This window comes from Streptomyces sp. NPDC087300, assembly GCF_044744425.1.
Classification (GTDB): Bacteria; Actinomycetota; Actinomycetes; order Streptomycetales; family Streptomycetaceae; genus Streptomyces.
The window spans coordinates 220,466-246,435 of sequence record NZ_JBIUYI010000006.1; the positions used below are offsets into that span (position 1 = coordinate 220,466).

Consider the following 25,970-nt stretch of genomic DNA (forward strand, 5'->3'; position numbering starts at 1 on the left):
TCCTCGCTCAATCCGTTGTGCGGTCGGCTCAGTCTAACGAGCGGCCGAAATTCGCCTCGCCAATATCAGATCGTGAGATGTCCCGCTCACGAGTTGATCACCCACGGGCATACGCCACGCTTCTCGGGACGTACGTTCCGGCCGCTCCGACGGGTCACATGCCCGCTACGGAGCGGGGCACTCCGGAAAGTGGGGTGGGTCACAGGACCTGGATCACAGGCCCTGGATCACAGGCCCTGGGTCACAAGCCCTGGGCCGCAGGGGGCGCTACTCCCCGCTCTTGGGCCACTGCCAGCAGCGACTCCAGATAGAGCGCGGCGAACCGCTCCCGCTGCTCGTCGGTGATCCGCAGGTTCCGGTGCACGTCGACGAGGTGCCGGAAGCCGAGCTCGCGGGTGAACCGGTCGGGGCCGCCGAAGGACTCCGCCGTGAACCAGGTCAGGTGGTCGACGTGGTGCGGCCTGCGCTGCGGGAAGACGGCGCGCGCGGGCGCCACCCGGCCCCGCGCGGGCGCTACTTGACCGTCCGCAGCCCCAGCGGGCCCGCGATCTCCTGGGCCATCACCTTGCCGGCCTCCTCGGCGAGCGCGTCCTCCGTGAGGTCCTCGTCCGTGTCCAGGCCGTCGAGGTCCTCCAGGGGCTGGTTGAGGCGCACGTGCGCCACCAGGGACTGGAGGGCGCGCAGGGCGGCCGACGCCGTGCTGCCCCAGTTGGAGAAGTACGAGAACTGCCACCACCACAGGGCCTCCACCGTGCGGCCCGCGCGGTAGTGGGCCAGGCCGTGCGAGAGGTCGGCGACCACGTCGGCGAAGTCGTCCGAGATGCGGTGGGCGACGGGGGCCTTGCGGGGCTCGTACGGGTCGAAGACCTCGGAGTAGACGTCCACCGGGTCCAGGAGCAGCGCGAGCCGCTCGCGGAGGTCGTCCACGTCCAGCTCCGGACCGAGGTCCGGCTCGTAGCGCTCCTCGGGGACGATGTCCTCGTGGGCGCCGAGGCGGCCGCCCGCGAGCAGGAGCTGGGAGACCTCAAGGAGCAGGAAGGGGACGGCCGAGTCCGGCTCGTCGCCCTTCGCCACCTCCTTGACCGAGACGATGAAGCTCTCGATCTGGTCGGAGATCTGTACCGCGAAGTCGTCCGGGTTCTGGGCGGTCGCGTGCAGCGTGGCGTCAGACATCTAGGAGTCGTCTCCCCTCGAAGGCGCGGCCCAGGGTGACCTCGTCCGCGTATTCCAGATCTCCCCCGACAGGGAGCCCGCTGGCCAGGCGGGTGACCTTCAGGCCCATGGGCTTGATCATCCGGGCGAGGTACGTCGCCGTGGCCTCGCCCTCCAGGTTCGGGTCGGTGGCCAGGATCAGCTCCGTGACCGTGCCGTCCGCGAGGCGCGCCAGGAGTTCCCGTATGCGCAGATCGTCCGGGCCCACCCCCTCGATGGGGCTGATCGCGCCGCCCAGGACGTGGTACTTGCCCCGGAACTCACGGGTCCGCTCGATCGCCACGACGTCCTTCGGCTCCTCGACGACGCAGATCACCGAGAGGTCGCGGCGCGGGTCGCGGCAGATGTTGCAGAGCTCCTCCTGCGCGACGTTCCCGCAGGTCGCGCAGAAGCGGACCTTGTCCTTCACCTCAAGCAGGGCGTGCGCGAGACGGCGTACGTCCGTGGGCTCCGCCTGGAGGATGTGGAAGGCGATCCGCTGCGCGCTCTTGGGACCGACGCCGGGCAGTCTGCCCAGCTCGTCGATGAGGTCCTGGACCACGCCTTCGTACAACGGAACGCCTCTCTGGGGTACGGGCTCTTGCTTGGTACGTACGGTAGTTGGCCCGGTGGGTTCTTAGAAGGTCGGACCGCGAAGGTCAGTCCTCGAAGGCCAGACCGACACGGCCGGGATGACCGAGAAGACCGGGCGGACCGGGCGGACCGGGAAGGTCAGAACGGCAGACCCGGGATGCCGCCGCCGCCCAGACCCTGCGCGAGCGGGCCGAGCTTCTGCTGCTGGAGCGTCTGCGCGTTCTCGTTCGCCGCCTGGACCGCGGCCACCACCAGGTCGGCCAGCGTCTCGGTGTCCTCCGGGTCGACCGCCTTGGGGTCGATCACGAGGCCGCGCAGCTCGCCGGAGCCGGTGACCGTCGCCTTGACGAGCCCGCCGCCCGCCTGTCCTTCGACCTCGGTGCGCGCCAGCTCCTCCTGCGCGGTCGCGAGGTCCTGCTGCATCTTCTGGGCCTGCTGGAGCAGCTGCTGCATGTCGGCCTTGCCACCACCGGGGATCACGATCAGCTCCCTTTCGTACGGGTCCACAGGGCGGGGTTTCCGCCTGGAATGAGCCTACGTGGTCGGGGGTCTCGCCGCCCCAGCACTCTTTCGAGTGAGATCGAGCGTTCTCCTATACCTGATCAAGCAGCTCTTCCAGGCGGAAAAGCCGCGAAAGCGGGCTCATGGCCACCCATTGGGCGGTAGGAATGTGTGCTGCGCACCAGTCGAAGACGTAAGAGGGAGTGCCGGGTGAGCCAGCCGGATATGCAGCCCGAGGGGGTGCCCCACGAAGGGCAGGGTGCGGGCGCGCAGCGGGGCGCCCGGGACGCGGCGGGCGCCGGGGGCGCGAAGGACGCGCGGGACGCCGGGGACGCGCGCCTCGGCGACCTCACGGGACGGGCCTTCCCGCTCGGCGACTGGGGCGAACCCGCCGAGCGCCTCGACGAGCTCTACCGCTGGGTGGAGCGCGGCGCCCTGAACACCGCCGAGTGGTACCTCGCCGACCGCGGCTGGAAGCGGCGCGGGGCCCGGCTGCTGCGGGCCGGGGCCGCGCTCGGCGCCGTGGGGGCGGGCGTGCTCCCGCTGCTCGACCTCGCGGGGGCGATGGGCTCCGTCGCGACCTGGGGGTTCGTCTCGCTGCTCGCCGGGGCGGCGTGCGTGGGCTGCGACCGGTTCTTCGGCCTGACGTCGGGCTGGATGCGGGACGTGGCCACCGCGCAGGCCGTGCAGCGGCGGCTCCAGGTGCTCCAGTTCGACTGGGCGTCCGAGAGCGTACGAGAGGTGCTCGGTCCCACGGAGGGCACGGCGGGCGAGGCGGCCGAGCGGTGCCTCGGGGTGCTGCGGAAGTTCTCCGAGGACGTGACGGAGCTGGTGCGCTCGGAGACGACGGACTGGATGGTGGAGTTCCGGGCGGGGCCCGTGCCGCTGGTCATGCAGGCGGTGGTGCCTGGAGCCTCCCGGGGGGAGGCGCCCTCTTCTCCCGGGCGGTTCGCCATGCCGCCGGGGGCCCGGCCCAACATGCCCCGGCAGCGGCCGCCGGAGCCTCGCTGAGGGGCCGTGCGGTGCGGTCGGCTCCGGGGCGGGGACCGTGCGGTCGGCGCCGGTGCGGGTGTCGTCACCGGCTTCGCCGAGTTCGTCCTCAAACGCCGGACGGGCTGGAATACCTTCCCCGCCGGCCGGAGGTTCCGCCCCGAGCGCGACGGGGCGGAACTCCTGACTGCGCCGCTCAGCTGTAGATGATCATCGAGCCCTGCGCCAGGCTCCTCGTCGTCGCCGCGTGCAGGCCCAGCCAGACGTGGCGTTCCCTGGCGAAGGGGCTCTCGTCCGGCGGGGCCGGGGCCGCCGGTTCCTCCAGGGTCGTGGGGCCCGCGGGCGGGGTCGGTGCCAGGGGTGGGTTGGCGGGGTCTATGCCGATCGAAGGGGCCACGAACTCCAGCTCGCGCAGGAGTGCCTGGGCGGAGCCCAGCGGGCCGCCGCCCGCGAGGAGCTCGTCGTTGGACAGCGGCGCGGGGAAGTCCACGGGGACGTACGCCCCCGCGTGGTCGTAGTGCCAGACCAGGTGCGACTGCTGGGCCGTGGCGTCGAACATCTCCAGGAGCTGTTCGTAGTCGCCGCCCAGTTCGTCGACCGGTGTGACCTCCAGACCGCAGAGCCGCAGCAGGTACGCGCGGCGCAGGAAGTGCAGCGCGTCGTAGTCGAAGCCCGCCACCGGGGCGACGTCGCCGGACAGGCCCGGCATGTAGGAGAAGACGGGGACCGGTGGGAGTCCGGCCTCGTGCAGCGCCTTGTCGTAGGCGGCGATCTCTTCCGCGAAGGGGTTGTCGGGACTGTGGCACAACACATCGACGAGCGGGACCAGCCACAGGTCGCAGGCCAAGAAGGACTCCTCGGGTCGACTCGGTTCGGGACCCGTTCGGCGGCCGGGACCGCCGGTCGGGTCAGGACGTCGGACGTCGTGCGTCGCCTCGCGTGCAGGCAGCGTAGTCGGGCGGCGGGCCGGTCAGGGACCGTCGTGCAGATCCCAGACCCATACTCCGCCTACCCACTTTCCGGGGCGGCCAAGGAGCGCGTCCACGGTCGTGCGCAGTTCGTCCTCGTGCTGCTGCGGCGCGAGGACCAGGACGCCGGCCTTCCAGTACGCCAGGTCCTGGCGGGCCGCGGCCCGCCAGGCGGGCGTGACCTTCGGGACGCGGCCGCTGGTGCGGACGTCGTGCAGCAGGTTGGAGGTGTTGCGCGGCACCGGCCCGTAGATGCCGACGCGGTCCGGGCCCCAGGGGCCGTTGAAGTAGCCGCCGGGGAGGCGGAAGCCCAGGCCGGCGGTGGTCTGCCAGTGCAGGGCCTCGGCGCTCACGGGGTCGGGCACCGGCACCGGGACGAGCGTCTCGTCCGGGCCGAGGTACCGCCGCCAGGTGCCGTCGGCGATGAACGGCGGCACGTCGATGCGGTCCACGGCCTTCAGCGGCGCGGGCACGATCGGCAGGAGCGCGAGGGCGACGGCCGCGATCCCCAGGCGGCGCCCCCGCCACCGGGACGCGCACAGCCGCGCGAGCGCCAGCGCGAGGAGCATGCCGAGCGCCGGGGCACACACCATGGCGACCCGCGATTCGATGACCGACTCGAAGAGCGGCCGTCCCGCGAGCGCCTTCCAGGGGCCCGGCAGCACGACGTCCGTCAGCGGAATGCGGAACTTCGGGCCCAGGGACAGCAGCGCGGCGGCGCACGCCGTGAACGCGAGGGCCTTGACGACCGCGTGCTCCCAGAGGCGTACGACGATCGCGAAGCAGAGCGCCACCAGGGGCCAGCCGAAGAACGCGTTCTCCTCGGTGGGGTTCATGGCGAGGCCCTCGACGGTCTCCTTGCTGCCCGCCAGGGAGCGCTCGGCGAAGGAGATCAGGGCGAGCGGGCTGTTGCCCACGTTGTCGCCGTGCAGCACGCTCTTGTAGCTCTGCGCGCCGAAGAACTGCCACCACAGCGGGTACGCGACCAGCGGCACGGTCACCGCGAGGGCGATCCCGACGCCCTTGGCGAGCGGCCGCCACGCCTCGCGCGCCACGTCGGGGCGGGCCAGCGCGTAGCCGACGGCGAAGAGCAGCATGCCGAGGGCGGCGAGCAGCAGCGGCTCCTCGCCGAGGAAGATCTGGTAGGCCGTGAAGAGGCCGAGGAGCACGCCGTCGCGTACGACGCGGGTGCCCCCGCAGAGCAGCAGGGCCCTGTCGATGATCAGCGGGATCATGAACAGGACGATGAAGTTGGGGTGCGCGTTCGCGTGGCTGACCATCGGGGGCGCGAAGGCGGCGAGGGCCGCGCCGACGGCGGCCGCGCCCCGGTGCCCCACGAGCCACGCCAGGATCAGCCGGTACCAGGCGAAGGCGGTGGCCGCGAGCCCGCCGGTCATCGCCACGTTCAGGGCGACCGCGGGGCCGAACAGCCAGGTCACGGGGGCGAGCGGGACGGAGAGGCCGAGCATGACCGTGTTGGCCATGAGGTTCACGCCGTCGGGGAAGTTCTGGAGGGTGGTGAAGAGCGGGTCGTTCAGGTGGCGGACGTTGTCGGCCGTCACCGCGAAGAACCACTCCCACTGGTTCTGGTCCTGCATGGAGTCGGGGATGTAGCGCCCGCCGGGGTCCACCCAGCGGCCCGAGTAGAGGACGAGGGCCAGGGCCAGGAAGAGGGCGGCGACGAGGACGTCCGCACGGCGTACGGCGCGGGCCTTGAGGAGGGTCAGTTCGGCGAGGACGCGGACGTAGTCGAGGGGGCGGACCTTCGAGCCCTCCTGGTGGGACCAGCGCACCGGGACCTCGGCGACCGGCCAGCCCGCGCGCCGGAAGTACTGCAGTATCTCGACGTCGATGCCCCAGCCCCGCAGCCGGGACGCGGCGAACGCCTCACGGGCCAGGTCGCCGTCGAAGAGCTTGAACCCGCACTGGGTGTCGCGCACTCCGGGGACGGCGACCGAGCGTATGAGGAAGTTGCCGGTGCGGCCCAGGAGCTCGCGCAGCCGGTGCTGGTGGGTGCCGATGGTGGCGCCGGGCCGTGCGCGGGAGCCGATCGCGGCGGCGTGCCCTTCGCCGAGCGCCTTGCCGAGGTCGTCGAGCTCCCCGATGGGGGCGGCGAGGTCGGCGTCGGTGATCAGGACGCGGCGGCCGTAGGAGGCGAGGACGCCCAGGCGCAGGGCGTGGCCCTTGCCGCGGTTGGGGCCGCCGTCGACGAGCAGGATGCGGGGGTCGTCGGCCGCCGCGGCCGCGGCTATCTCCGCGGTGCGGTCGGTGGAGCCGTCGTCGACGACGATCAGCTCCCACTCGCCGTGGTCCGAGGAGTCCAGGTGCTCCCTTATCGCGGCCAGCGTGGGGCCCAGGCGCCGTTCCTCGTTGTAGGCGGGGACGACGACCGTCAGATCGACGCTCATCCAGCGGCCAGCCGCTCGATGAGTCCGAGGGAGTGCGCGTTGTACTCCCTGACGATCTCGTGGGCGGTCCGCGGATCGCGGCGCACCAGCGCGTCGACCAGCTCGGTGTGCCGGGACCAGAGCCTGCCGCGCAGGTCACCGCCGCTGCGGTCGCTCTCGCGGCGCAGGTGGGTGACCGCGCAGACCCAGGACTTCACGCGGAGCCCGTGCAGGAAGTCCGAGAGGTAGGGGTTGCCGAAGAGGGCGCTGAGCTCGCGCCAGAACCGCAGGTCGTAGCCGATCAGTACGTTGAGGTCGCCCGCGCAGGCGGCGCGCGCGGCCTCCTCGCCCCTGCGGCGTACGGAGATGAGGGCCTCGCCCGCGTCGGGGCGTGCCTCGCCGTTGGCCACGAGCTCGCGGAAGATGCCGTCCGCGACGAGGCTGCGGGCCTCCAGCATGCCGCGGTAGTCGTCCAGGGTGTGCTCGTGGACGCGGAATCCGCGGTGCTGGTCGGCGTCGAGGAGGCCCTGCGCGGTGAGGTTGACCAGGGCCTCGCGGACCGGGGTCGCGGAGACGCCGTACTGCTCGGCGATCTCCTTGACCGTGAACTCCTGGCCCGGCTCGAGTCTGCCCGCGAGGATCTCGTCGCGTAGCGCGTCGGCGATCTGCTGGCGCAGAGTGCTGCGGATGACGGCGGTGCCGTCGGTGCCGGGCATCTGGGTTCCCCCACGGAGTCTGACGTGGTCCTGTTGCTTATGAGCACGTCAGACTACGTGGTCGGGTTCCACTGACTGCTAGACCACGTGTTCGTCCGCCACCGAAAGCGCCGCGTCCAGGGCGGCGAGGCCCTCCTTCGCCTCGGTCTCCGTGATGTTGCACGGCGGGACGACATGGGTGCGGTTCATGTTGATGAAGGGCCACAGGCCGTGCTTCTTGGCCTCGGCGCCGAACGCGGCCATGGGGGCGTTCGCCTCGCCGGTCGCGTTGTACGGGACCAGGGGCTCGCGGGTCTCCCGGTTCTTCACCAGTTCCAGGGCCCAGAACATGCCGGTGCCGCGCACCTCGCCGACCGAGGGGTGGCGTTCGGCGATGGCCCGCAGGCCCGGCTCGACGAGCTGGGCGCCGAGGGTCGCCGCGTGCTCGACGACGCCCTCTTCCGCCATCACCTGGAGCGTGGCGACGGCGGCGGCGCAGGCGAGCGGGTGGCCGGAGTAGGTGAGCCCGCCCGGGTAGGGCCGCTTGGCGAAGGTCTCCGCGATCTTCCCGGAGATCGCGACGCCGCCGAGCGGTACGTAGCCGGAGTTCACGCCCTTGGCGAAGGTCATCAGGTCCGGCACGACGTCGAAGAGGTCGGCGGCGAACCACTCGCCGGTGCGGCCGAAGCCGGCCATGACCTCGTCCAGGACGAAGACGATGCCGTACTTGTCGCAGAGCGCGCGGACGCCCGCGAGGTAGCCGGGCGGCGGGACCATGATGCCCGCGGTGCCGGGCACGGTCTCCAGGATGATCGCCGCGACGGTCGCGGGACCCTCGAAGACGAGGGTGTCCTCCAGGTGCTGGAGCGCGCGCTCGCACTCCTGCTCCTCGGTCTGCGCGTAGAAGCGGGAGCGGTAGAGGAAGGGCGCCCAGAAGCGGACGACGCCGGAGGTGCCGGTGTCGGAGGCCCAGCGGCGCGGGTCGCCGGTGAGGTTGATCGCCTGGTGGGTGCCGCCGTGGTACGAGCGGTAGGCGGAGAGCACCTTGGGCCGGCCCGTGTGCAGACGGGCCATGCGGGTGGCGTGCTCCACGGCGTCGGCGCCGCCGTTGGTGAAGAAGATCTTGTCCAGGTCGCCCGGGGTCCGCTCGGCGATGAGGCGTGCGGCCTCGGAGCGGGCCTCTACGGCGAAGGCGGGCGCGAACGTCGTCATCGTCGCCGCCTGCTCCTGGATCGCGGCGACGACCTTCGGGTGCTGGTACCCGATGTTGGTGTAGACGAGGCCGCTGGTGAAGTCGAGGTAGCGGTTGCCTTCGTAGTCCCAGAAGTACGAGCCTTCGGCACCGGCGACGGCGAGCGGGTCGATGAGCTCCTGCGCTGACCAGGAGTGGAACACGTGTGCGCGGTCCGCGGCCTTCACGGCGGCGCCGACCTGCGGATTCGGCTGAGGGGTCATGGGGCCGAGGGTAGGTGTCCGGTGGGTGGACACGGTATGGGCGTCCTGTCTGGCGTGGGGGGTGGAACCCGACACATTGTCGTGCGACAGGCTTTGGCGGTGGGCCCGCGCCGGTCCTGAGTCGTCGTTGCGTGAGTGTCGGCCGGGGTCGGTCGCGCAGTTCCCCGCGCCCCTTAGGTCGGGCCTCAGTCGTCGTCCTTGTCCTGGACCACCTTTGCCCGGGGGCCCTCTGGGGTGCAGTGGATCTCGTAGTGGAGGTCTTCCTGCTCGTCGTCGTCCGCCGGTTCCGCTTCCAGGCGGACCACCGCCGCGGGGCCGCGTTCCACGTCGTCGTCGATGTGGAAGCCGTCGGCGGGGCTCCAGGAGATCAGGCGTACGGTGCCGTCGGCGCGGCACTCCACCGTCGCGGAGCCGCCGGTGAAGCGGACCGTGGACCGCTCGGCGGCGGGCGGGGAGGTGGGCTTGGCGGATCCTGTCGCCGTACTCGGCGGAGGAGCGCCCGTGTCCGCCGGGGCGTTCGACGCGCGGGCCAGCGCCCTGCGCACCGCCGCCTCGTCCAGCGGACGGCTGTGCGCTGCATCGCCGTCACCCGCGTCCGAACCGGCCAGCTGCCAGGCGCCGAGCGCCCCCGCCGCCGTGCCCACGGCCACCCAGGCAGCCGTGACGACGGCACTCCGCCACTTCCTCATCCCGCCACTGTGCCGCATCGTTTCCTAACGCCCGGTTAAGCCCCGGGAAAAGCCCGGTTCCGCCCCTGACTACGGTGGTTGTATGGCACATCTTCTCGTTGTCGAGGACGATCCCCAGCTCCGCGGCGCCCTGGTGAGGGCCCTGCGCGACAAGGGACACGCGGTGGCGACCGCGCCGAGCGGCATGGCGGGGCTCGACGCGGCCGTGACGAGCAGGCCCGACCTGGTCGTACTCGACCTCGGCCTGCCGGACGTCGACGGCGCCCAGGTCCTGCGCATGCTGCGCTCGGTCAGCGACGTCCCCGTCATCGTGGCGACGGCCCGCGACGACGAACCGCAGATGGTCACCGTCCTGGAGGCCGGCGCGGACGACTACATCATCAAGCCCTTCGGCGCCGCCCAACTGGACGCCCGCGTCAAGGCGGTGCTGCGCCGCCTCGGCGCGACCGGGACGGAGGAGCCGCTCCTCGTCGGCGAACTCCGCATCGACGTGGCATCGCGCGAAGTGACCCTGTCGGACGCGGCGATCGACCTCACGCCCCGCGAGTTCGACCTCCTGGCCTATCTGGCCCAGCGCCCGGGACAGGTGGTCTCCCGCCGCGAACTCCTGGCCGAGGTCTGGCAACAGCCCCTGGGCGGCGCCGACAAGACGGTCGACGTCCATCTGTCGTGGCTCCGCCGCAAACTGGGTGAGACGGCCCAGTCCCCCCGGTACCTCCACACGGTCCGCACGGTGGGCGTCAAGCTCGCGGCCCCCGACGCCCCGGGCGCCCCCTGATGCGCCGCAGCCTGCTCCTCCTGACGGCGGCGACCACCGCCCTGGTCCTGACCGCGCTCCTGGTCCCCCTGACCCTCCTCACCCGCACCCACTCCGCCGACCGCGCGACCGCCGAGGCCACCGCCCGCGCCCAGTGGGTGGCGCACGCCATCGGTCCCGCCCTCGCCACCGACACCGAGCGGGAGACGGCCGAGCAGACGGTGGAGAGCGTCAACGGCAGGGACCTGCCCGCCACTTCCCTGCTGCTCGCCGACGGCACGGCCATCGGCGCCGCCCACCGGGTCCCCGTCACCGACGCCGTCCGCCTGGCCCGCACCGGCCGGGCCTTCACCTACGAGCCGAAGTCCGGCGGCCGCCAGATCCTCGTCCCCGTGCAGGGCGCCAAGGACGGCACGGCGGTGGTCCAAGTGACGCTCACCGAGCGGCAGTTGTACGCGGGGACGCTCGCCCCCTGGCTGGTCATGGCCGGGATCGGGGTCGGTCTGGTCCTCATCGGGCTGCTCCTCGCCGACCGGCTCGGCGCCCGTCTGGTGGGCGCGACCCGGCGCCTCGCCCGCACCGCCGACCGGCTCGCGGCGGGTGACCTGACGGCCCGCGCCACCCCCGAGGGCCCGCCCGAACTCCGTCTGGTGGCGGGCGAACTGAACCGGCTTGCCGCCCGCATCGACGAACTCCTCACCGCGGAACGCGAGAACGCCGCCGACCTCGCCCACCGCCTGCGCACCCCGGTGGCCGCCCTGCGCCTGGACGCGGAGACGCTCCGCGACCCGGACGAGGCGCACCGCATCGCCGCGGACGTCACGGCCCTGGAGCGGAGCGTGGACGACGTGATCCGCAAGGCGCGGCGCCCGCTGCGCGAGACGCCGCGCGCGGACCTGGCGGCGGTGGCCCGCGAACGGGCCGCGTTCTGGCTCCCGTTGGCGGAGGACCAGAACCGCGAGGCGCGCACCTCGACACCGCGGGACGGCGTCGAGGTGCCCGTGCCCGTACCGGAGGACGAGCTGACGGCGGCCCTGGACACGTTGATCGGCAACGTCCTGGATCACACCCCGCAGGGCACGCCGTTCACCGTCACGGTCCGCACGACGGCGGACCACAGGGCGGAGCTGACCGTCGCGGACGAGGGCCCGGGTTTCCCCGACGGGACGGCCCCCGACCGGGGCACGAGCGGCGCGGGCTCCACGGGCCTCGGCCTGGACATCGCGCGCCGCACGGCAGAGGAGGCGGACGGCGGCTTCGAGACGGCGAGCACCCCGCGGGGTGCCCGCGTCACGCTGACGTTCCCGCTCGTCCGGCCCTGAGGCCCTCGCTCACGCGGCGCGCGGGAACGCCGTCCGCACGGCCCGCGCCCACTTGTTGATGCCGAGTTCCGGCCGCACGGCCGCGTACCCGCCGCAGTACTTGGTGAAGTCCGCGGCCCGTACGCCGTACCGGTGCAGGACCCGGTCGGCCTCGGTGAGATGGCCCTTGGTCTTGGTCTCCACGAGGACGAGGCCCGTGTCGGCGGCGGCGGACCGCCCCGAGACGGTGTCGCGCACGACGAGCCCGGCGTCACAGGTGATGCGCTGTCCGTCGGCGACGAACGTGGCGCGCTGGTACTCGGTGACCAGCGAGGTGGTGAGCCCGTCGGGCGCGTCCACCCCGTACGACCCGCGCAGCACGCCGGAGAGGAAGCCCTGGCGGGCCTCGTCCAGGACGTGGTCGTCGCCCTCCAGGCGCTGGCGGTGCTTGACGGTCTCGCCGCGCCCGCTCTTCAGCTTGATCTCGAACTGCCGCTCTCCGCTGTCCTGGTAGACGCGCTCGCGGATGCGGTAGCGCAGCCGGCGCCCCTGCCGGTGGTCGTGGAAGGTCACCAGCTCGGGGGTGTCGTAGTACGTGGAGTGGTACCGGAACCAGCGCTTGCCGCCGATGCTGAGGGACCGGAAGGGTCCTCCGGCGCGGCGTGGATCGGTGAGGAGGGCGGCGAGATCCTCGAAGATCTCGACGGGCACCAGATAGCTGTTGTCGTACCGGGCGAGCAGTTCCGCCCTGGCGTTGACCTCGTCAAGCGCGATGGGGTGCGCGGCGAGCGCGGCGCGGCCGATGGCGCGTACGGCGGGGTTCACACGGTCTCCTTCGGGTGACGGGGGGCGATCGTGTTGGACCGGGTCGTGCGTCGTCGTACCGTCAACTCCCGAGACAGTACGGAAGGTTCCGGTTGACGGAAGCGAACTTCCAGCACCATGAGATCGCGGACGTAGTCGACTTCCTGGACGGTCCAGCCCAGCGGCGGGCCGAGGCGGCGCTCCAGCTCGGCGCGGAGCGGCCCCTCCTCGCGGTGGACGGAGTCCAGCGTGACGATCGCGCGGCGGTCGCGGGCGAACAGCTTCGGGTGGTCGGCGCCGTACATCACCGCGAGCAGCACGGCGGCGAGCAGCGCCGCCACCGGCAGGCTCAGGGCGGGCAGTCCGCAGAGCAGGCCGAGGACCAGGGTGATGAAGTAGTAGGCGACTTCCTGGTGCTGGAGCGCGTCGGAGCGCAGCCGCACGATCGAGAGCACGCCGAAGAGCCCGAAGCCGAGGGCGAGCCCACCGTCCCCGCCGACCGTGCCGAGCCCCGCGACGACCGCGAACAGGGCGACGTTCAGGGCCAGATACGCCGGAACGAGCTCGCGCCTGCGGTGCCGTGGATAGAAGACACCGAAGGTCAGCAGCGTGACGGCGGCCAGGTCGAGGCCCAGGTGGGCGCTGAGGGTCAGTGTGCTGTCCATGCCGAGAACGCTAGGGACGGGCGGGTTAAGGCCGCCCCCTGCGGACGTTAACGATCCCTCTTGACAGCATGCTGCCAATTCGACAGCATACTTACACACGTACTTCGAAGCCCCGCGACGGAGGAACCCATGTCCCGCAAGCCCGTGCACCTGGCCGTCTACGACACGCTCGCCGACTGGGAGACGGGCCACGCCACCGCGTGGCTCGCCCGCTTCGGCTACGAGATCCGCACGGTGGCCCTCTCCGCCGCCCCCGTCACCAGCATCGGCGGCCTCCGCGTCCAGCCCGGCCTGACGCTCGCGGAGCTGCGCCCCGAGGACAGTGCGCTGCTGGTCCTGCCGGGCGCCGACCTGTGGGACACGGGCGACGGCCTCGCCCCCTTCGCCCGCACGGCCCGCGCGTTCCTCGACGCGGGGGTGCCGGTCGGCGCGATCTGCGGGGCCACGGCGGGCGTCGCCCGCGAGGGCCTGCTCGACGACCGGGCGCACACCAGCGCGGCGCCGATGTACCTGGCGGCCACCGGCTACAAGGGCGGCGAGCGGTACGTCGAGGCGGACGCGGTCACCGACGGCGACCTGATCACGGCGGGCCCGACCGAGCCGGTCGCGTTCGCGCGGGAGATCTTCGGGCGGCTCGGCGACGTCCTCGACGCCGAGAAGCTGGACGCCTGGTACCGGCTCTTCCACGACTCGGACCCGGCGGCGTACGAGACGCTCAACTCCTAGCGGACAGGCATCAGATGACCACCGAAGAGGAACGTCGCGCCGGGCAGCAGGACCTGCTCAGCCGCACGGCGCTGACCGTCTTCCGGCTGAACGGCCAGTTCCTCGGCAAGTCCGAGGAACTGGCCCGCCCCGCCGGACTCACCGCCGCCTGGTGGCAGGTGCTCGGCGCGGTCCTGCGCGAGCCGCTGCCGGTCGCCGGGATCGCCCGCGCGATGGGCATCACCCGGCAGAGCGTGCAGCGGGTCGCGGACCTCCTCGTACGCGACGGCCTCGCCGCGTACGTGCCGAACCCCGCGCACCGCCGCGCCAAACTGCTGCGGCCGACCGACGAGGGCCGGGCCGCCGTCGCCCGGATCGACCCGGGCCACGCGGAGCTGGCGGAGCGGCTTGCCGGGCTGCTCGGCGAGGCGGAATTCGACGAGACGGCAAGGGTGTTGGAGCGCCTTTCGAAGGCCCTCGACGACGTCCGGTGGCCGGAAACAGGCGGATAAGAGGGCAATAGCGCCCGTGGTTAGCGTTCCGGTGTCCGTACCGCCGATACCGAAAGGCTTTCCATGAGACGCCTCCTGAACGCGGCCCTGCTCACCGCACTCGTCGGCAGCACCACGGCAGTCATGGCCCCCACGGCGCTCGCTTCCTCGGGGCCGGACGCGAACGCGGCGCCCGGCTGCGTCACCAAGAGCGACACGATCGAGGGGGCGAGCGGCGAGATCACGATCTGCGTCCAGAACGGCGTGGCCCGCGTCTCGGGGAACCTGACCGACACCCTGCCCGGTTCCGGCTTCGGCGAGCCCGACGGAGGGTGCGCGACCTGGTGGATCGACTGGCAGACCACCCGCGGCTCGATCAACGATTCGATCCTCGTCTGCGGCCACTTCCAGTCGTCCCCCGAGAAGACCTTCGACTACGACCCCTCGGCCGGTGAGCACGGCGTGAAGGGCATCACCGGGCTGAACGAGGTCTCCCTCGGCATCGGTTTCATCTAGGAACCGCGGCCGATGGCACCCGGCGGTCCGCGAAGGGCCGCCGGGCGTACCAGGAGTGCCGAAGTACCTGTCTGGACCCCATGACCGGCCAGTACACTCCTCACTCTGTTGCACACCAATGGGGGAGGCCGGTGCGGCGATGGAGAGGCTCGGACCAGGAGATCCACAACGGATCGGCGCGTACCGGCTGTTGGCACGGCTCGGCGCGGGCGGCATGGGGCAGGTGTATCTCGCGCGGTCCGGCCGCGGCCGTACGGTCGCGGTGAAGCTGGTCCGCCAAGAACTCGCCGAGCAGGAGGAGTTCAGAAGCCGCTTCCGGCAGGAGGTCGCGGCCGCGCGGCAGGTCGGCGGCGTCTGGACCGCGCCGGTCCTCGACGCGGACACCGAGGCGGCGATCCCCTGGGTGGCCACCGGATACGTCGCGGGACCCTCGCTCCAGAGCGTCGTCTCGCACGAGCACGGGCCGCTGCCCGAACGCTCCGTGAACATCCTCGCGGCCGGGCTCGCCAACGCCCTCAAGGACATCCACGCCGCGGGCCTCGTCCACCGCGACCTGAAGCCGTCGAACGTGCTGGTCACCATCGACGGCCCGCGCGTCATCGACTTCGGCATCGCGCGCGCCCTGGAGACGGTCACCGACGGCGGCCTGACCCGCACCGGCGCGCTGGTCGGCTCGCCCGGGTTCATGGCGCCCGAGCAGGTGCGCGGGGACCGGATCACCCCGGCGTGCGACGTGTTCTGCCTGGGCTCGGTCCTCGCGTACGCGGCGTCCGGCATGCTGCCGTTCGGCACCGCCAACAGCGGGGTGCACGCGCTGATGTTCCGCATCGCGCAGGAGGAGCCCGATCTGGAGGGCATCCCCGAGAGCCTCGCCGAGCTGATCGGCGCGTGCCTGCACAAGGACCCGGCGGCCCGGCCCGCCCTGGACGACATCCTGGAACGCACCGGCGCGCAGGACACCCTCAGCGCGGGAGGCAGCACCCTCGAACCGTGGCTGCCTGGCTCGCTCGTGGCCCAACTGGGGCGGCACGCCGTGCAGTTGCTGGACGCGGAGGACCCGGACGAGGAGCCGAGCGCGGACACGGCCGGTTCCGGTCCGGCGCCGGCCGACACCCCGCCCGTGCCCCCGCGCCCGGCCGCGGCACCCGCTCCCACGCCCGCTGCGACGCCCGCCTCCGCGCCCGCCGTCACGCCCGCGCCCGCCTCCGCCTCCGCCTCCGCCGAAGGGGGCGAGGCCACACCGCCGCCCCCGGGCAGACCGGGCAGCGCGCCCCTCGACCACCTCCCCACCATGGTCTCGGGCCAGCCGCCGACCCCCACGCCCCCGCCGTCGGCGGCCGCGTCGGCACCGCCGGTGGCCCCGGCGTACGGCTACCCCCAGCAGCACCCCGTCCCCGCGGCCCCCGCCGCGTACGGCTATCCGCAACAGCCCGGCGGCTTCGGCCCCACCCCGCCCTACGGACCCGGCGGCGGCTACCTGCCCGCGCCCGAACCCCCGCGCCGCAGCGCCCGTTCGACCGCCGCGCTGATCGTCGTGGCGTTGATAGTGGCCATCGGAGCGGGCGGCACCGTCTACGCGGTGATGAACGACGACGGCACCGACAAGGCGGACACGGACGCCAAGAACTCCGCGAGCGGCGCCCCGCGGACCCCCGGGCCGAGCACGCCGAGCCCGGACGCCTCCGACGCCGCTTCGGCGTCGGCGTCGCCCTCCGCGACGGAGGGCACCGTGCCGGAGAAGTACCTGGGCACGTGGAACGGCGGCCTCGACAGCGGGTCGGGCCACAGCACCCGCCAACTCACCCTCCAGCAGGGCGAGGTGGGCGACACGGTGCTCTCCGTCACCGCCGACGGACCGGCCAAGGGCGGCGGCACCTACCACTGCGTCTTCCAGGGCAAGCTGGAGTCCGCGTCCGGCGACCGGCTGCACATCGGCCCCACCGAGGTCACCGTCGGCGAGCCCATGACGTCCTGCACACCGGGCGAGCCGAGCGTCGTCACGATCCTCGGCAACGGCAAGCTGCGGCGCGCGAACACGGACGGCAGCGGCGAATTGACGTACGACAAGGGGAACTGAACCGTCGGCGAACAGCCGTCGAACGAACCGGCGAAGGCGTACCCGGTCCCCGCCGCGCGCCCTACTGTCACCGCCCATGGAGTGGTTGAGCACCGAAAACGTCATCGCCGTGCTCACGGCGGTCCTCGGCCTGCTCGCCACCGTCGGCGCCCTCTGGTACGAACGCCGGGTGCCGCGCCGCAAGCGGATCGGCTACCGCGTGCAGATGGACACGGCGATAGGGGACAACGTCCGCACCGGCGGCGCCAACGCGCGCCTCGGCCTGTTCGACGAGACCCCCGAGATGTCGGACGCCACGCTCGTCCTGCTCCGGGTGGAGAACGACGGCTCGCAGGAGATCACCGACGCCGACTACACCGGGCGCGCGCTGCACGGCCTGACCGCCGTCTTCACGGGCCGCACCATCCGCGCCGTCGCGGTCACCGCGCAGGCCGGTGCCGACCATCTGATGGAGCACTTCACGCCCGGCACGGGCCTGCGCTACGAGGGCAGCACGCTGCACATCCCGCGCGTCCCGCTCAACCGGGGCCAGCACTTCAAGCTCCTCGTGCTGCTCACCGGCGGCCCGGTCGGCGGCGACGTCACCATGTCGGGCGGCATCCAGGCGGGCGAGGTCCAGCCGAACCGCTCGACGACCCCGGACGACAAGCCGCCGCTCCTGTCCCGCCCGGCCCGGCTCCTCACCGTCCTGCTCACCCTGTCCGTCGTCACGCTGGCCTCGATCATCGTGCTGCGGAACGACGATCCGCCGCCCATCGAGTGCGCGACGGGTGAGCTGACGGTGCTCGGCTCGACGGCGTTCGCACCGGTCGCCCAGGAACTCGCGGAGAAGTACGAGGACGACTGCCCCGGCTCCGCCATCGAGGTCAGCGCGCACGGCAGCACCTCGGGCGTGCGTGAACTGGACGACGAGGGAAGGAAGTTCGCGGGTCCCGGCGGGCAGGCGGGGAAGAAGGGCGCACCGCCCCTGCTCAGCTTCTCCGACGGGCCCAAGTCGGACGGCTTCCCGCGCCTGGCCGAGACGCGCGTGGCGGTCTCCCTCTTCGCGCTCGTCCTCAACGACCGCGTACCGCTGCGCAATCTGACGCTGCCGCAGGTGCGGCGGATCTACCGGGGCGACGTACGCAACTGGAAGGAGCTCGGCGGGCCCGATCTGCCGGTGGTCCTGGTCAGCCGGGGCTCCAGCTCGGGCACCCGCGACACGCTCCAGCGGCGCGTCCTGGGCGGCGCCTTCGAGATCAAGGCGTCGTCGAACGACTGCCTGAGCAAGGACGACCCCTCGGTCCCCGTGACCCGCTGCGAACTCGACTCCACCGACCAGGTCCTGGACGCCGTCGAACGCATCCCCGGCGCCCTCGGCTACAGCGAACTGCGCGCCGCCGCCGACCTCAAGGGCCTGCACCGACTGAACCTGGACGGCCACGAGCCCTCCGTCGAACAGCTCACCAGGTCCGGCTACCCCTACCGCGAGATCGAGTACGCCTACACGTACGGCCTGCCGCCCGCCGACTCCCTGGCCTCCAGCTTCCTCGCCTACGCCCGCGGCAACGGCCTCGACGTCATCCGCACCCACGGCCATCTGCCCTGTGCGACCCCGGAGGGCCTGCGGGTGTGCGGCGAGGGCAGCGGGGGCTGACGGTCCCGGCACGCCGAAGGGGCGCTCCGGCCCGGCCGGAACGCCCCTTCGGCACGTCGTACGGAACGCGCTAGATGAACGAGTTGATCTCGATCGTCTCCGTGCGGCCGGGACCCACGCCGATCGCGGAGATCGGGGCGCCGGACATCTCCTCCAGGGCCTTCACGTAACCCTGCGCGTTCTTCGGCAGGTCGGCGAAGGTCTGGGCCTTGGTGATGTCCTCGGACCAGCCGGGGAGCGTCTCGTAGATCGGCTTCGCGTGGTGGAAGTCGGTCTGGTTGTACGGGAGCTCCTCGACGCGCTTGCCGTCGATCTCGTACGCCACGCAGACCGGGATCTGCTCCCAGCCGGTGAGGACGTCGAGCTTGGTGAGGAAGAAGTCCGTCAGGCCGTTCACGCGGGTCGCGTAGCGGGCGATCGGGGCGTCGAACCAGCCACAGCGACGGTCCCGTCCCGTGGTGACACCGCGCTCGCCGCCGATGGTGCGCAGCGCCTCGCCGTCCGCGTCGAACAGCTCCGTGGGGAACGGGCCCGCGCCGACGCGGGTCGTGTACGCCTTCAGGATGCCGATGACGCGGCTGATCTTCGTCGGGCCCACGCCCGTACCCGTGCAGGCGCCGCCCGCGGTCGGGTTCGAGGAGGTGACGAAGGGGTACGTGCCGTGGTCCACGTCCAGGAGCGTGCCCTGGCCGCCCTCGAACAGGACGACCTTGTCGTCGTCGAGCGCGTTGTTCAGGATCAGCGTGGTGTCGGCGACGTACTGCTTGATGTTCTCGCCGTGCTCCAGGAGCTGCTCGACGATCTGCTCCGCCTCGATCGCGCGGCGGTTGAAGACCTTGGTGAGCAGCTGGTTCTTCTGCTCAAGAGCCGCTTCGACCTTCTGCGTCAGGATCGACTCGTCGTAGAGGTCCTGGACGCGGATGCCGGTGCGGTTGATCTTGTCGGCGTAGGTCGGGCCGATGCCCCGGCCCGTGGTGCCGATCTTCCGCTTGCCGAGGAAGCGCTCGCCCACCTTGTCGACCGTCACGTTGTACGGCGTGATGATGTGCGCGTTGCCGCTGATCAGCAGCTTCGACGTGTCGACGCCGCGCTCGTTCAGACCGCTCAGCTCGGAGAGCAGGACCGACGGGTCGACGACGACTCCGTTGCCGATGACAGGCACACAGTCCGGGGAGAGAATCCCGGAAGGGAGGAGATGCAGCGCGTACTTCTGGTCGCCTACGACGACCGTGTGGCCGGCGTTGTTGCCGCCCTGGTAGCGCACTACATAGTCCACCGAGCCACCGAGCAGGTCAGTGGCCTTTCCCTTGCCTTCGTCACCCCACTGAGCACCGAGCAGCACAAGTGCGGGCACAGGCGTACACCCCTTCCGGGCGGGGCATGTCCAAGGTCAGGGGCCGTAGCCGCCGTATGGGTGTGCCTTGGATGCTGCCCCGGAATAGACGAAGCCCCTGGCGCAATAGCGCAAGGGGCTCTTGCACAAAGATGCTACCCGAGGTCTCAAAGAACGGCTAAAAGAAAGGGCGCACGTTGTCGGCTCGCGACCAGCTCCTAGTCGTCATCGACCCGGTCGCCCGGCGCACGGACGGTGAGTCGGTACGGATCGCGAGAGACGTGCTCGGCGCGGGCGCGGCGGTCCGTGTCTGCCTCCCCGACGGCCCCGAGGACTTCGCGAAAGCGCTGGCCAGACGGGGTGCGCGGCGCCTCGTGGTGGTCGGCGACGACCGGGCGCTGCTGCGTGCGGTGGGCACGCTCCACCGGGAGCGGGACCTCGCGGGAAGCGCGCTCTCGGTCGTTCCCGTCGGCGCCGCGCAGACGCTCGCGCGCTCGCTCGGGGTGCCCTCCGGAGCGGTCGCCGCGGCCCGCGCGGTCCTCGAAGGGGCCGAACGCAGGCTCGATCTGCTGGTGGACGACAGCGACGGGGTGGTCCTCGGGGACCTGCGGATCCCGCCGGTCGGCGCGGCGGAGGCGGGCGACGGGTCCTTGGCCGCGGCGACCAGCACGGTCGAGGGCCACGCCTGGCTGCGGACCTGCCAGTCCTTCGTACGCACCCTGGCCGCGCGCCCCGCGCGGGTGGCGACGCCACCGGGACCCGTGCCCGCGCGGCTGCGGGTCGAGGCGGACGGCGTCACGCTGGTCGACCTGGACCAGCCGGTCGAGGGCGTCGTGGTCACCGCGGGCGACGGCGGCGGCCTGGCCCAGGTGGAGGTCCGCCCCTCCTCGGTCGGCGCGGAGGCGGCACCGCTGCGGGTGCGGGCACGCACGGTGACGATCTCCGGAGCGGACTTCCGCTACCGCGCGGACGCGGTGGTCGCGGGCCCGGTCCGCACGCGAACGTGGACGGTACGGCCACGGGCTTGGGGGTTGACCCTGCCGAGGTAGGGGCGGCCCTTGAGCGCCATTCGACCGGGCCCGCGCGGCAGGCGGGGCGGGCGCCCCGGGGCACTTCTCCAGCCACGGCTGACCACGCCGGACACCCGGCAGCCGGGACGCCGACCTGCACCGGCCGTCCGACCGCCGCCGTCCCCCGCCCGCGAGGTCGCGCGCCTGCAGATCCGTCCGGACTCGGCCCGCACCGGCTCTTCAGACCGCCGCCTCGCCCGCGAGGTCGCGCGCCTGCACGGCCAGGACGCTGGCCCGCACCATCTCTCCGACCACCGCCCTCCCGCTCGCGAAGCCGCGCACCTGCCCGGCCAGAACACCGGCCCGCACCGGCTCTTCAGACCGCCGCTGCGCGGCGAGTCACTCCCACCCGCCCACCCGTTTACCCGGCGACGCGGCGTACTTGAAGGGCGTGGGCTGTACGGTCCGGAGAATCGGGTGGGCGGGTGGGGAGGCATCGCCGCGAAGCGGCGTTCTGGAAGCCGGTGCGGGCCGAGCCCCGGTCCTACAGGTGCACGACCTCGCAGAGCACCGGGTGGCCAGGCGGGAACGTGGGGCAGGCCCGCCCCGTGGGCCACGCGGGCGGATCAAGACCGTGGCCAAGGCCCCTGTCCTACAGGGGCCCCACCTCGCCGCGCCGCGCAGCGGCGAAACGGAGCCCGTTCCAGTGGCGACCGTCAGATCGGGCCGAAGAGTTCCTCACGCCGCACCCGCCACCGCTCCATCATCCCCGCCAACTCCTCCTGCACGAACTCGAAGAACGCCAGGGTCTCCGCGAGGCGGCGGCCCGCGGGGGTGTTCTCGCCGAGGCTGGTGACGCCCTCCCGCATGGCGTCCTCCCAGCGCTTGAGCACGCCGTCCCGGTTGGTCAGCGCCTCGTACCACTGGTTGCTGTGCACCCGGAAGATGTCGCGCCGCGTCCCGGGGTCCCGTTCGCGGTTGACCATGTGCTGCTGGGTCAGATAGCGCACCGCGCCGGACACCGCGGCGGGGCTGACCCGCAGCTGTTCGCCGAGTTCCGCCGCGGTGAGCGCGCCGGAGTCCGAGGAGAGCAGGGCCGCGAAGACCCGGGCCGGCATCCGCTGCATGCCCGCCTCGACCAGCTGGGCGGCGAACTTCTCCACGAAGCGGGAGGTGGCCTCCGCGTCGGGCCGCCCCTGCGGGCCGGTGCCGCGCGTCTCTTCCTCGGTCATCTGTCGATCATCTCCCCTGGTCTCCCCCGCGGCTGCCCTCTTCCGAGTGAGTTTATACGGTTCCTTAACTTCACAACCTTGTGAAATGAGCGTACGTTCAAAAACATGACGAAGGCAATCACCGTGTCCGGACTGCACAAGTCGTTCGGCGCGACGCACGCGCTCGACGGGCTCGACCTGGACGTCGACGCCGGTGAGGTGCACGGCTTCCTCGGCCCCAACGGCTCGGGCAAGTCGACCACCATCCGCGTCCTGCTCGGCCTGCTGCGCGCCGACTCCGGCGCCGCGCAGCTGCTCGGCGGCGACCCGTGGCGGGACGCCGTCACCCTGCACCGCCGCGTCGCGTACGTCCCCGGCGACGTCACCCTGTGGCGCAACCTCTCCGGGGGCGAGGTCATCGACCTGTACGGCAAGCTGCGCGGCGGACTCGACCGGGCCCGGCGCGACCGCCTCGTCGAGCGGTTCGAGCTCGACCCCACCAAGAAGGGCCGCACCTACTCCAAGGGCAACCGCCAGAAGGTCGCCCTCGTCGCCGCGTTCGCCTCCGACGTCGACCTGCTGATCCTCGACGAACCCACCTCGGGACTCGACCCGCTCATGGAGGAGGTCTTCCAGAGCTGCGTGGAGGAGGAGCGCGACCGGGGCAGGACCGTGCTCCTCTCCTCGCACATCCTCAGCGAGATCGAGACGCTCTGCGACCGCGTCAGCATCATCAGGAAGGGCCGGACCGTCGAGTCCGGTTCGCTGGCCGAGCTGCGCCACCTGACCCGGACCAGCGTCTCCGCCGAACTCGCCCGCGACCCGAACGGCCTCGCCGGCCTGCCCGGCGTGCACGACCTCGACGTCCAGGGCAGGCGCGTCAGGCTCCAGGTCGACACCGACAAGCTCGACGCCGTCCTCAAGTCCCTGACGGACTCCGGGATCCGCTCGCTGACCAGCACCCCGCCCACCCTGGAGGAGCTGTTCCTGCGGCACTACCAGGACGACGTACGCGAAGAGGCGATGGCACGATGACCGCCGCATCGGGCACCGCGCCCAACGCCGCCTTCGCGCCGCGCACCGGAGGCTCGCGCCAACTGGCCGGCACCGGCACCCTGTTCCGCCTCGCGCTGCGCCGCGACCGGGTCATGATGCCGGTCTGGATCCTGATCGTCACCGGCCTGGTCCTCGCCATGCCCGGCTCCCTGGAGAGCGTCTACGCCACCGCGGCCGAGCGCGCCGACGCCATGGCGTCGATGAACTCCAACTCCTCGATGCGCGCCATGTACGGACCGGTGTTCGGCGACTCGCTCGGCGCCCTCTCCACCTGGCGCATCGGCTGCTACGCGGGCGTACTCGCCGCCGTGATGAGCCTGGTCATCGTCGTCAGGCACACCCGCGACGAGGAGGAGACCGGCCGCCAGGAGATGCTCTCCGCCTCCATGGTGGGCCGCCGCGCCCCGCTCACCGCCGCACTGCTCGCCGCCTTCACCGCCGACGCCGCCGCCGGGCTCCTCATCACCGCGGGCATGGCGAGCCGGGGCGCGGCGGGGGCGCTCGCGCTCGGCCTCGGCGTCGCGGGCACCGGCATGCTCTTCGCCACCATGGCGGCGATCGCCGCGCAGCTCACCGAGAGCGCGCGGCTCGCCAAGGGCCTGACGTCGGCGCTGCTCGGCGCGGCCTTCGTGCTGCGCGCGGCGGGCGACGCGGGGACCGCGGACGGCTCGTCCGCGCTGACCTGGCTCTCGCCGCTCGGCTGGCAGGAGCACCTGCGGGCGTACGCGGGCGAGCGCTGGTGGGTCCTCGCGCTCGTCGGCGCCGCGATCGTGGCGCAGGGCGTCGTGGCGTACGAACTGGCGGGGCGCAGGGACGTCGGCATGAGCTTCCTGCCCACCCGGCCGGGCCCCGCGCGCGGGAGGCTGGGCACGGCGGGCGCCCTCGCCCTGCGGCTCCAGCGGGGCGCCGTGCTCGGCTGGTTCGCCGGGTTCCTGGCCGCGGGGACCGTGTTCGGCGGGATGGCGGACGGCGCGGCCGACATCGTCGGCGACAACGAGAACACCCGCGACATCATCGAGCGGATGGGCGGCCAGTCCGGTCTGACCGACGCCTTCCTCGCCACCATGGTCGGCATGTTCGGCATGGTCGCCGCGCTCTACGTCGCCACCTCCGTGCTGCGGCTGCACGGCGAGGAGACCTCACAGCGGGCCGAGCCGGTCCTCGCGGGCGCGGTGGGGCGGCTGCGCTGGGCGGCGGGACATCTGGTCATCGCGTTCGGCGGGGTGGTCCCGCTGTTGCTGGTGGCCGGGCTCGGCCTGGCCGTCGGGCACGGCGGGGACACCGGCGCGATCCTCGGCGCGTGCCTGGCGCAGCTCCCCGCGGTCTGGGTCCTCGGCGGGCTCACGGTGCTCCTCGTGGGGGCGTTCCCGAAGGCCGCGGCGGCCTCCTGGGCGGTGGTCGGGGGCTGCCTCGCCATCGGCTGGATCGGCCCGGCACTCGACCTGCCACAGGCGGTCATGAACCTCTCCCCCTTCGGCCACCTGCCGAAGCTGCCGGGCGCCGACCCGAGCTGGCCCCCGTACGTACTCCTGACGCTGCTCGCGACGGCACTGGTGACCACGGGCCTGACGGCCCTACGCCACCGGGACATGCTCACCTGAGACCGCGCCGAGCGGTCCCTTTAAGGGGCGCGCGGAACTGCGCGACCAGCCGACCACGACCCGCAGACCACCTCACACCTCGACCAGCAACTCCGTAAGCCCCCGCATCACGAAATTCGGCCGCCGCCCAGGCTCCGCAGCCAGCCCCAGCCCCGGCGCCCTGCGCAGCAACGCACCGAGCGAGGCGGCCAGTTCGATGCGGGCGAGCGGCGCGCCGATGCAGTAGTGGATGCCCGCACTGAAGGAGATGTGCGGGTTGTCCGCGCGCGCGATGTCCAGCTTCGCGGGGGCGTCGAAGACGGCCGGGTCGTGGTTGGCGGAGCCGAAGAGCAGGGCGACCTCCGCGCCGCGCGGAATCCGCACGCCGCCGACCTCGATGTCTTCGAGGACCCACCGTTCGAAGAGCTGGAGGGGGGTGTCGTAGCGCAGCAGCTCCTCCACGGCGGTGGGCACGAGCCTTTCGGGATCCGCGCGCAGGGCGGCGAGTTGGCCGGGATCGCGGAAGAGCGCGTACCAGCCGTTGACCGTGGCGTTCACCGTCGCCTCGTGCCCGGCGTTCAGGAGCAGCACGCACGTGGAGATCATCTCCTGCTCGCTGAGCGACTCGCCGTCCTCGTGGGCGGCGATGAGCCCGGAGATCAGGTCGTCCCCGGGATCCTTGCGCCGGAACTGGATCAACTCCCGCAGATACGCGCTGAATTCGAGCGAGGCCCGGACCGCACGGGCCGCCGTCTCCTCGCCCGGGTTCAGCTCGTACATGCCGCAGATGTCGGCGGACCAGGGCCGCAGCCGCGGCCGGTCGGACGCGGGGATGCCCAGCATCTGGGCGATCACCGCCACGGGCAGCGGCTCCGCGATCCGCGCGGCGAGATTCCCGCCGCCGTCCGCCACCAGGTCGCGCACCAGCCGGTCCGCCAACTCCTCGACGTACGGCCTGAGCCGCTCGACCGTACGCGGCGTGAACGCCTTGGCGACCAGGCGGCGGATGCGGGTGTGGGTGGGCGCCTCCAGGTCGAGCATGCCGTTGTCGTTCAGTACGTGGAACGGCTCGTGTTCGGGCGGCGGGGCCTGCCGCCCGAACTCCTCGTGGGTGAAGCGGTGCAGATACGTGCGGCCGAGCCTGCGGTCGCGAAGCAGCGCGGAGACGTCCGCGTGGTGCGGGATCAGCCACTGGTCGCTCGGCGCGTAGTAGTGGGCCCTCCCCGCCTCGCGCAGGGCCGCGTACGCGGGGTAGGGGTCGGCCAGGAACTCCGGGGCCGAGGGCGTGAAAGCGGTGTCCATGGAGCGAAGCTAGGCGCTTCGCGTGGGTTGCGGAAGGCGTCTGCGGGTCCGTGGGG

The 25,970-nt window shown here is 72.4% G+C and carries 26 protein-coding genes; 11 read left to right on the forward strand and 15 right to left on the reverse strand.

Translation table 11 applies throughout. The annotated features are described in order from the left end of the window. Positions 1-241: 241 nt before the first annotated feature. The 4 genes from ACIO9J_RS25960 to ACIO9J_RS25975 all read right to left on the reverse strand — a co-directional run bounded on the left by ACIO9J_RS25960 (position 242) and on the right by ACIO9J_RS25975 (position 2,265). A complete protein-coding gene (locus tag ACIO9J_RS25960; protein ID WP_402004176.1) occupies positions 242-496 on the reverse strand; it encodes a hypothetical protein in 255 nt (84 codons plus the stop codon). Between the two features lie 17 nt (positions 497-513). Next, positions 514-1,173, reverse strand: coding sequence for a DUF5063 domain-containing protein (locus tag ACIO9J_RS25965; RefSeq protein WP_402004179.1), 660 nt, complete (start codon positions 1,171-1,173; stop codon positions 514-516). Next, positions 1,166-1,765 (reverse strand): recombination mediator RecR, encoded by a 600-nt coding sequence (recR, locus tag ACIO9J_RS25970; protein ID WP_030781910.1) that lies wholly within the window; start codon positions 1,763-1,765, stop codon positions 1,166-1,168. The genes ACIO9J_RS25965 and recR overlap by 8 nt, the downstream gene beginning before the upstream one ends. Before the next feature lie 158 nt (positions 1,766-1,923). Next, entirely contained in the window at positions 1,924-2,265 is a 342-nt protein-coding gene (locus tag ACIO9J_RS25975; protein WP_402005401.1) for a YbaB/EbfC family nucleoid-associated protein, read from the reverse strand. 231 nt (positions 2,266-2,496) lie between these two features. On the opposite strand from ACIO9J_RS25975, the gene ACIO9J_RS25980 reads away from it, so the two are divergent. Further along, positions 2,497-3,297, forward strand: coding sequence for an SLATT domain-containing protein (locus ACIO9J_RS25980; RefSeq protein ID WP_402004182.1), 801 nt, complete (start codon positions 2,497-2,499; stop codon positions 3,295-3,297). A gap of 175 nt (positions 3,298-3,472) precedes the next feature. Here ACIO9J_RS25980 and ACIO9J_RS25985 read toward each other — a convergent pair whose 3' ends face one another. From ACIO9J_RS25985 to ACIO9J_RS26005, 5 genes are all read right to left on the reverse strand, one after another. After that, positions 3,473-4,123, reverse strand: coding sequence for a hypothetical protein (locus ACIO9J_RS25985; RefSeq protein ID WP_402004184.1), 651 nt, complete (start codon positions 4,121-4,123; stop codon positions 3,473-3,475). A gap of 123 nt (positions 4,124-4,246) precedes the next feature. Continuing rightward, on the reverse strand, positions 4,247-6,652 hold the full coding sequence (locus ACIO9J_RS25990) for a dolichyl-phosphate beta-glucosyltransferase (protein WP_402004187.1): 2,406 nt from the start codon (positions 6,650-6,652) through the stop codon (positions 4,247-4,249). After that, positions 6,649-7,347 (reverse strand): GntR family transcriptional regulator, encoded by a 699-nt coding sequence (locus ACIO9J_RS25995; RefSeq protein ID WP_402004189.1) that lies wholly within the window; start codon positions 7,345-7,347, stop codon positions 6,649-6,651. Before ACIO9J_RS25995 ends, ACIO9J_RS25990 begins: the two co-directional genes overlap by 4 nt. A 78-nt stretch (positions 7,348-7,425) precedes the next feature. After that, positions 7,426-8,781 carry an aspartate aminotransferase family protein gene (locus ACIO9J_RS26000; protein ID WP_402004192.1) on the reverse strand — a complete coding sequence of 452 codons (1,356 nt, stop codon included), beginning with the start codon at positions 8,779-8,781 and terminating at the stop codon, positions 7,426-7,428. Between the two features lie 185 nt (positions 8,782-8,966). After that, on the reverse strand, positions 8,967-9,470 hold the full coding sequence (locus ACIO9J_RS26005; RefSeq protein ID WP_402004195.1) for a hypothetical protein: 504 nt from the start codon (positions 9,468-9,470) through the stop codon (positions 8,967-8,969). Positions 9,471-9,552: 82 nt separating this feature from the next. Between ACIO9J_RS26005 and ACIO9J_RS26010 the strand changes: the two genes are divergently transcribed. Further along, on the forward strand, positions 9,553-10,248 hold the full coding sequence (locus ACIO9J_RS26010) for a response regulator transcription factor (RefSeq protein ID WP_402004198.1): 696 nt from the start codon (positions 9,553-9,555) through the stop codon (positions 10,246-10,248). After that, entirely contained in the window at positions 10,248-11,549 is a 1,302-nt protein-coding gene (locus tag ACIO9J_RS26015; RefSeq protein WP_402004201.1) for a sensor histidine kinase, read from the forward strand. Before ACIO9J_RS26010 ends, ACIO9J_RS26015 begins: the two co-directional genes overlap by 1 nt. A gap of 9 nt (positions 11,550-11,558) precedes the next feature. On the opposite strand, the gene ACIO9J_RS26020 is transcribed toward ACIO9J_RS26015, so the two are convergent. Then, on the reverse strand, positions 11,559-12,353 hold the full coding sequence (locus tag ACIO9J_RS26020; RefSeq protein WP_402004204.1) for a VTC domain-containing protein: 795 nt from the start codon (positions 12,351-12,353) through the stop codon (positions 11,559-11,561). Next, positions 12,350-12,997, reverse strand: a complete 648-nt coding sequence (locus ACIO9J_RS26025) for a DUF4956 domain-containing protein (protein WP_402004207.1) — start codon at positions 12,995-12,997, stop codon at positions 12,350-12,352. Before ACIO9J_RS26025 ends, ACIO9J_RS26020 begins: the two co-directional genes overlap by 4 nt. A 129-nt stretch (positions 12,998-13,126) precedes the next feature. On the opposite strand from ACIO9J_RS26025, the gene ACIO9J_RS26030 reads away from it, so the two are divergent. From ACIO9J_RS26030 to ACIO9J_RS26050, 5 genes are all read left to right on the forward strand, one after another. Continuing rightward, on the forward strand, positions 13,127-13,723 hold the full coding sequence (locus ACIO9J_RS26030) for a DJ-1/PfpI family protein (protein WP_402004209.1): 597 nt from the start codon (positions 13,127-13,129) through the stop codon (positions 13,721-13,723). Between the two features lie 14 nt (positions 13,724-13,737). Next, positions 13,738-14,214 (forward strand): MarR family winged helix-turn-helix transcriptional regulator, encoded by a 477-nt coding sequence (locus tag ACIO9J_RS26035; RefSeq protein ID WP_402004211.1) that lies wholly within the window; start codon positions 13,738-13,740, stop codon positions 14,212-14,214. 63 nt (positions 14,215-14,277) lie between these two features. Beyond that, entirely contained in the window at positions 14,278-14,709 is a 432-nt protein-coding gene (locus ACIO9J_RS26040; protein ID WP_402004213.1) for a hypothetical protein, read from the forward strand. A gap of 139 nt (positions 14,710-14,848) precedes the next feature. Continuing rightward, positions 14,849-16,786: a serine/threonine-protein kinase gene (locus ACIO9J_RS26045; RefSeq protein WP_402004216.1), complete on the forward strand. Its 1,938-nt coding sequence runs from the start codon at positions 14,849-14,851 to the stop codon at positions 16,784-16,786. A 76-nt stretch (positions 16,787-16,862) separates the two neighbouring features. Continuing rightward, on the forward strand, positions 16,863-18,422 hold the full coding sequence (locus tag ACIO9J_RS26050; protein ID WP_402004219.1) for a substrate-binding domain-containing protein: 1,560 nt from the start codon (positions 16,863-16,865) through the stop codon (positions 18,420-18,422). A gap of 70 nt (positions 18,423-18,492) precedes the next feature. On the opposite strand, the gene ACIO9J_RS26055 is transcribed toward ACIO9J_RS26050, so the two are convergent. Then, entirely contained in the window at positions 18,493-19,776 is a 1,284-nt protein-coding gene (locus ACIO9J_RS26055) for an adenylosuccinate synthase (RefSeq protein WP_402004222.1), read from the reverse strand. Between the two features lie 176 nt (positions 19,777-19,952). Between ACIO9J_RS26055 and ACIO9J_RS26060 the strand changes: the two genes are divergently transcribed. Further along, positions 19,953-20,804, forward strand: a complete 852-nt coding sequence (locus tag ACIO9J_RS26060; RefSeq protein WP_402004225.1) for a diacylglycerol kinase family protein — start codon at positions 19,953-19,955, stop codon at positions 20,802-20,804. Between the two features lie 201 nt (positions 20,805-21,005). Here the strand turns inward: ACIO9J_RS26060 and ACIO9J_RS26065 are convergent, their stop codons facing one another. Next, positions 21,006-21,134 (reverse strand): hypothetical protein, encoded by a 129-nt coding sequence (locus tag ACIO9J_RS26065; RefSeq protein WP_402004228.1) that lies wholly within the window; start codon positions 21,132-21,134, stop codon positions 21,006-21,008. 347 nt (positions 21,135-21,481) lie between these two features. Further along, a complete protein-coding gene (locus ACIO9J_RS26070) occupies positions 21,482-21,997 on the reverse strand; it encodes a GbsR/MarR family transcriptional regulator (protein ID WP_402004231.1) in 516 nt (171 codons plus the stop codon). A 105-nt stretch (positions 21,998-22,102) separates the two neighbouring features. Between ACIO9J_RS26070 and ACIO9J_RS26075 the strand changes: the two genes are divergently transcribed. Both ACIO9J_RS26075 and ACIO9J_RS26080 read left to right on the forward strand, forming a co-directional pair. Further along, complete coding sequence (locus ACIO9J_RS26075; RefSeq protein WP_402004233.1) at positions 22,103-23,011, forward strand: ATP-binding cassette domain-containing protein; 909 nt, start codon at positions 22,103-22,105, stop codon at positions 23,009-23,011. Continuing rightward, on the forward strand, positions 23,008-24,633 hold the full coding sequence (locus ACIO9J_RS26080) for an ABC transporter permease (RefSeq protein ID WP_402004236.1): 1,626 nt from the start codon (positions 23,008-23,010) through the stop codon (positions 24,631-24,633). Before ACIO9J_RS26075 ends, ACIO9J_RS26080 begins: the two co-directional genes overlap by 4 nt. Before the next feature lie 72 nt (positions 24,634-24,705). Here the strand turns inward: ACIO9J_RS26080 and ACIO9J_RS26085 are convergent, their stop codons facing one another. After that, complete coding sequence (locus ACIO9J_RS26085) at positions 24,706-25,914, reverse strand: cytochrome P450 (protein WP_402004239.1); 1,209 nt, start codon at positions 25,912-25,914, stop codon at positions 24,706-24,708. Positions 25,915-25,970: the final 56 nt, after the last annotated feature.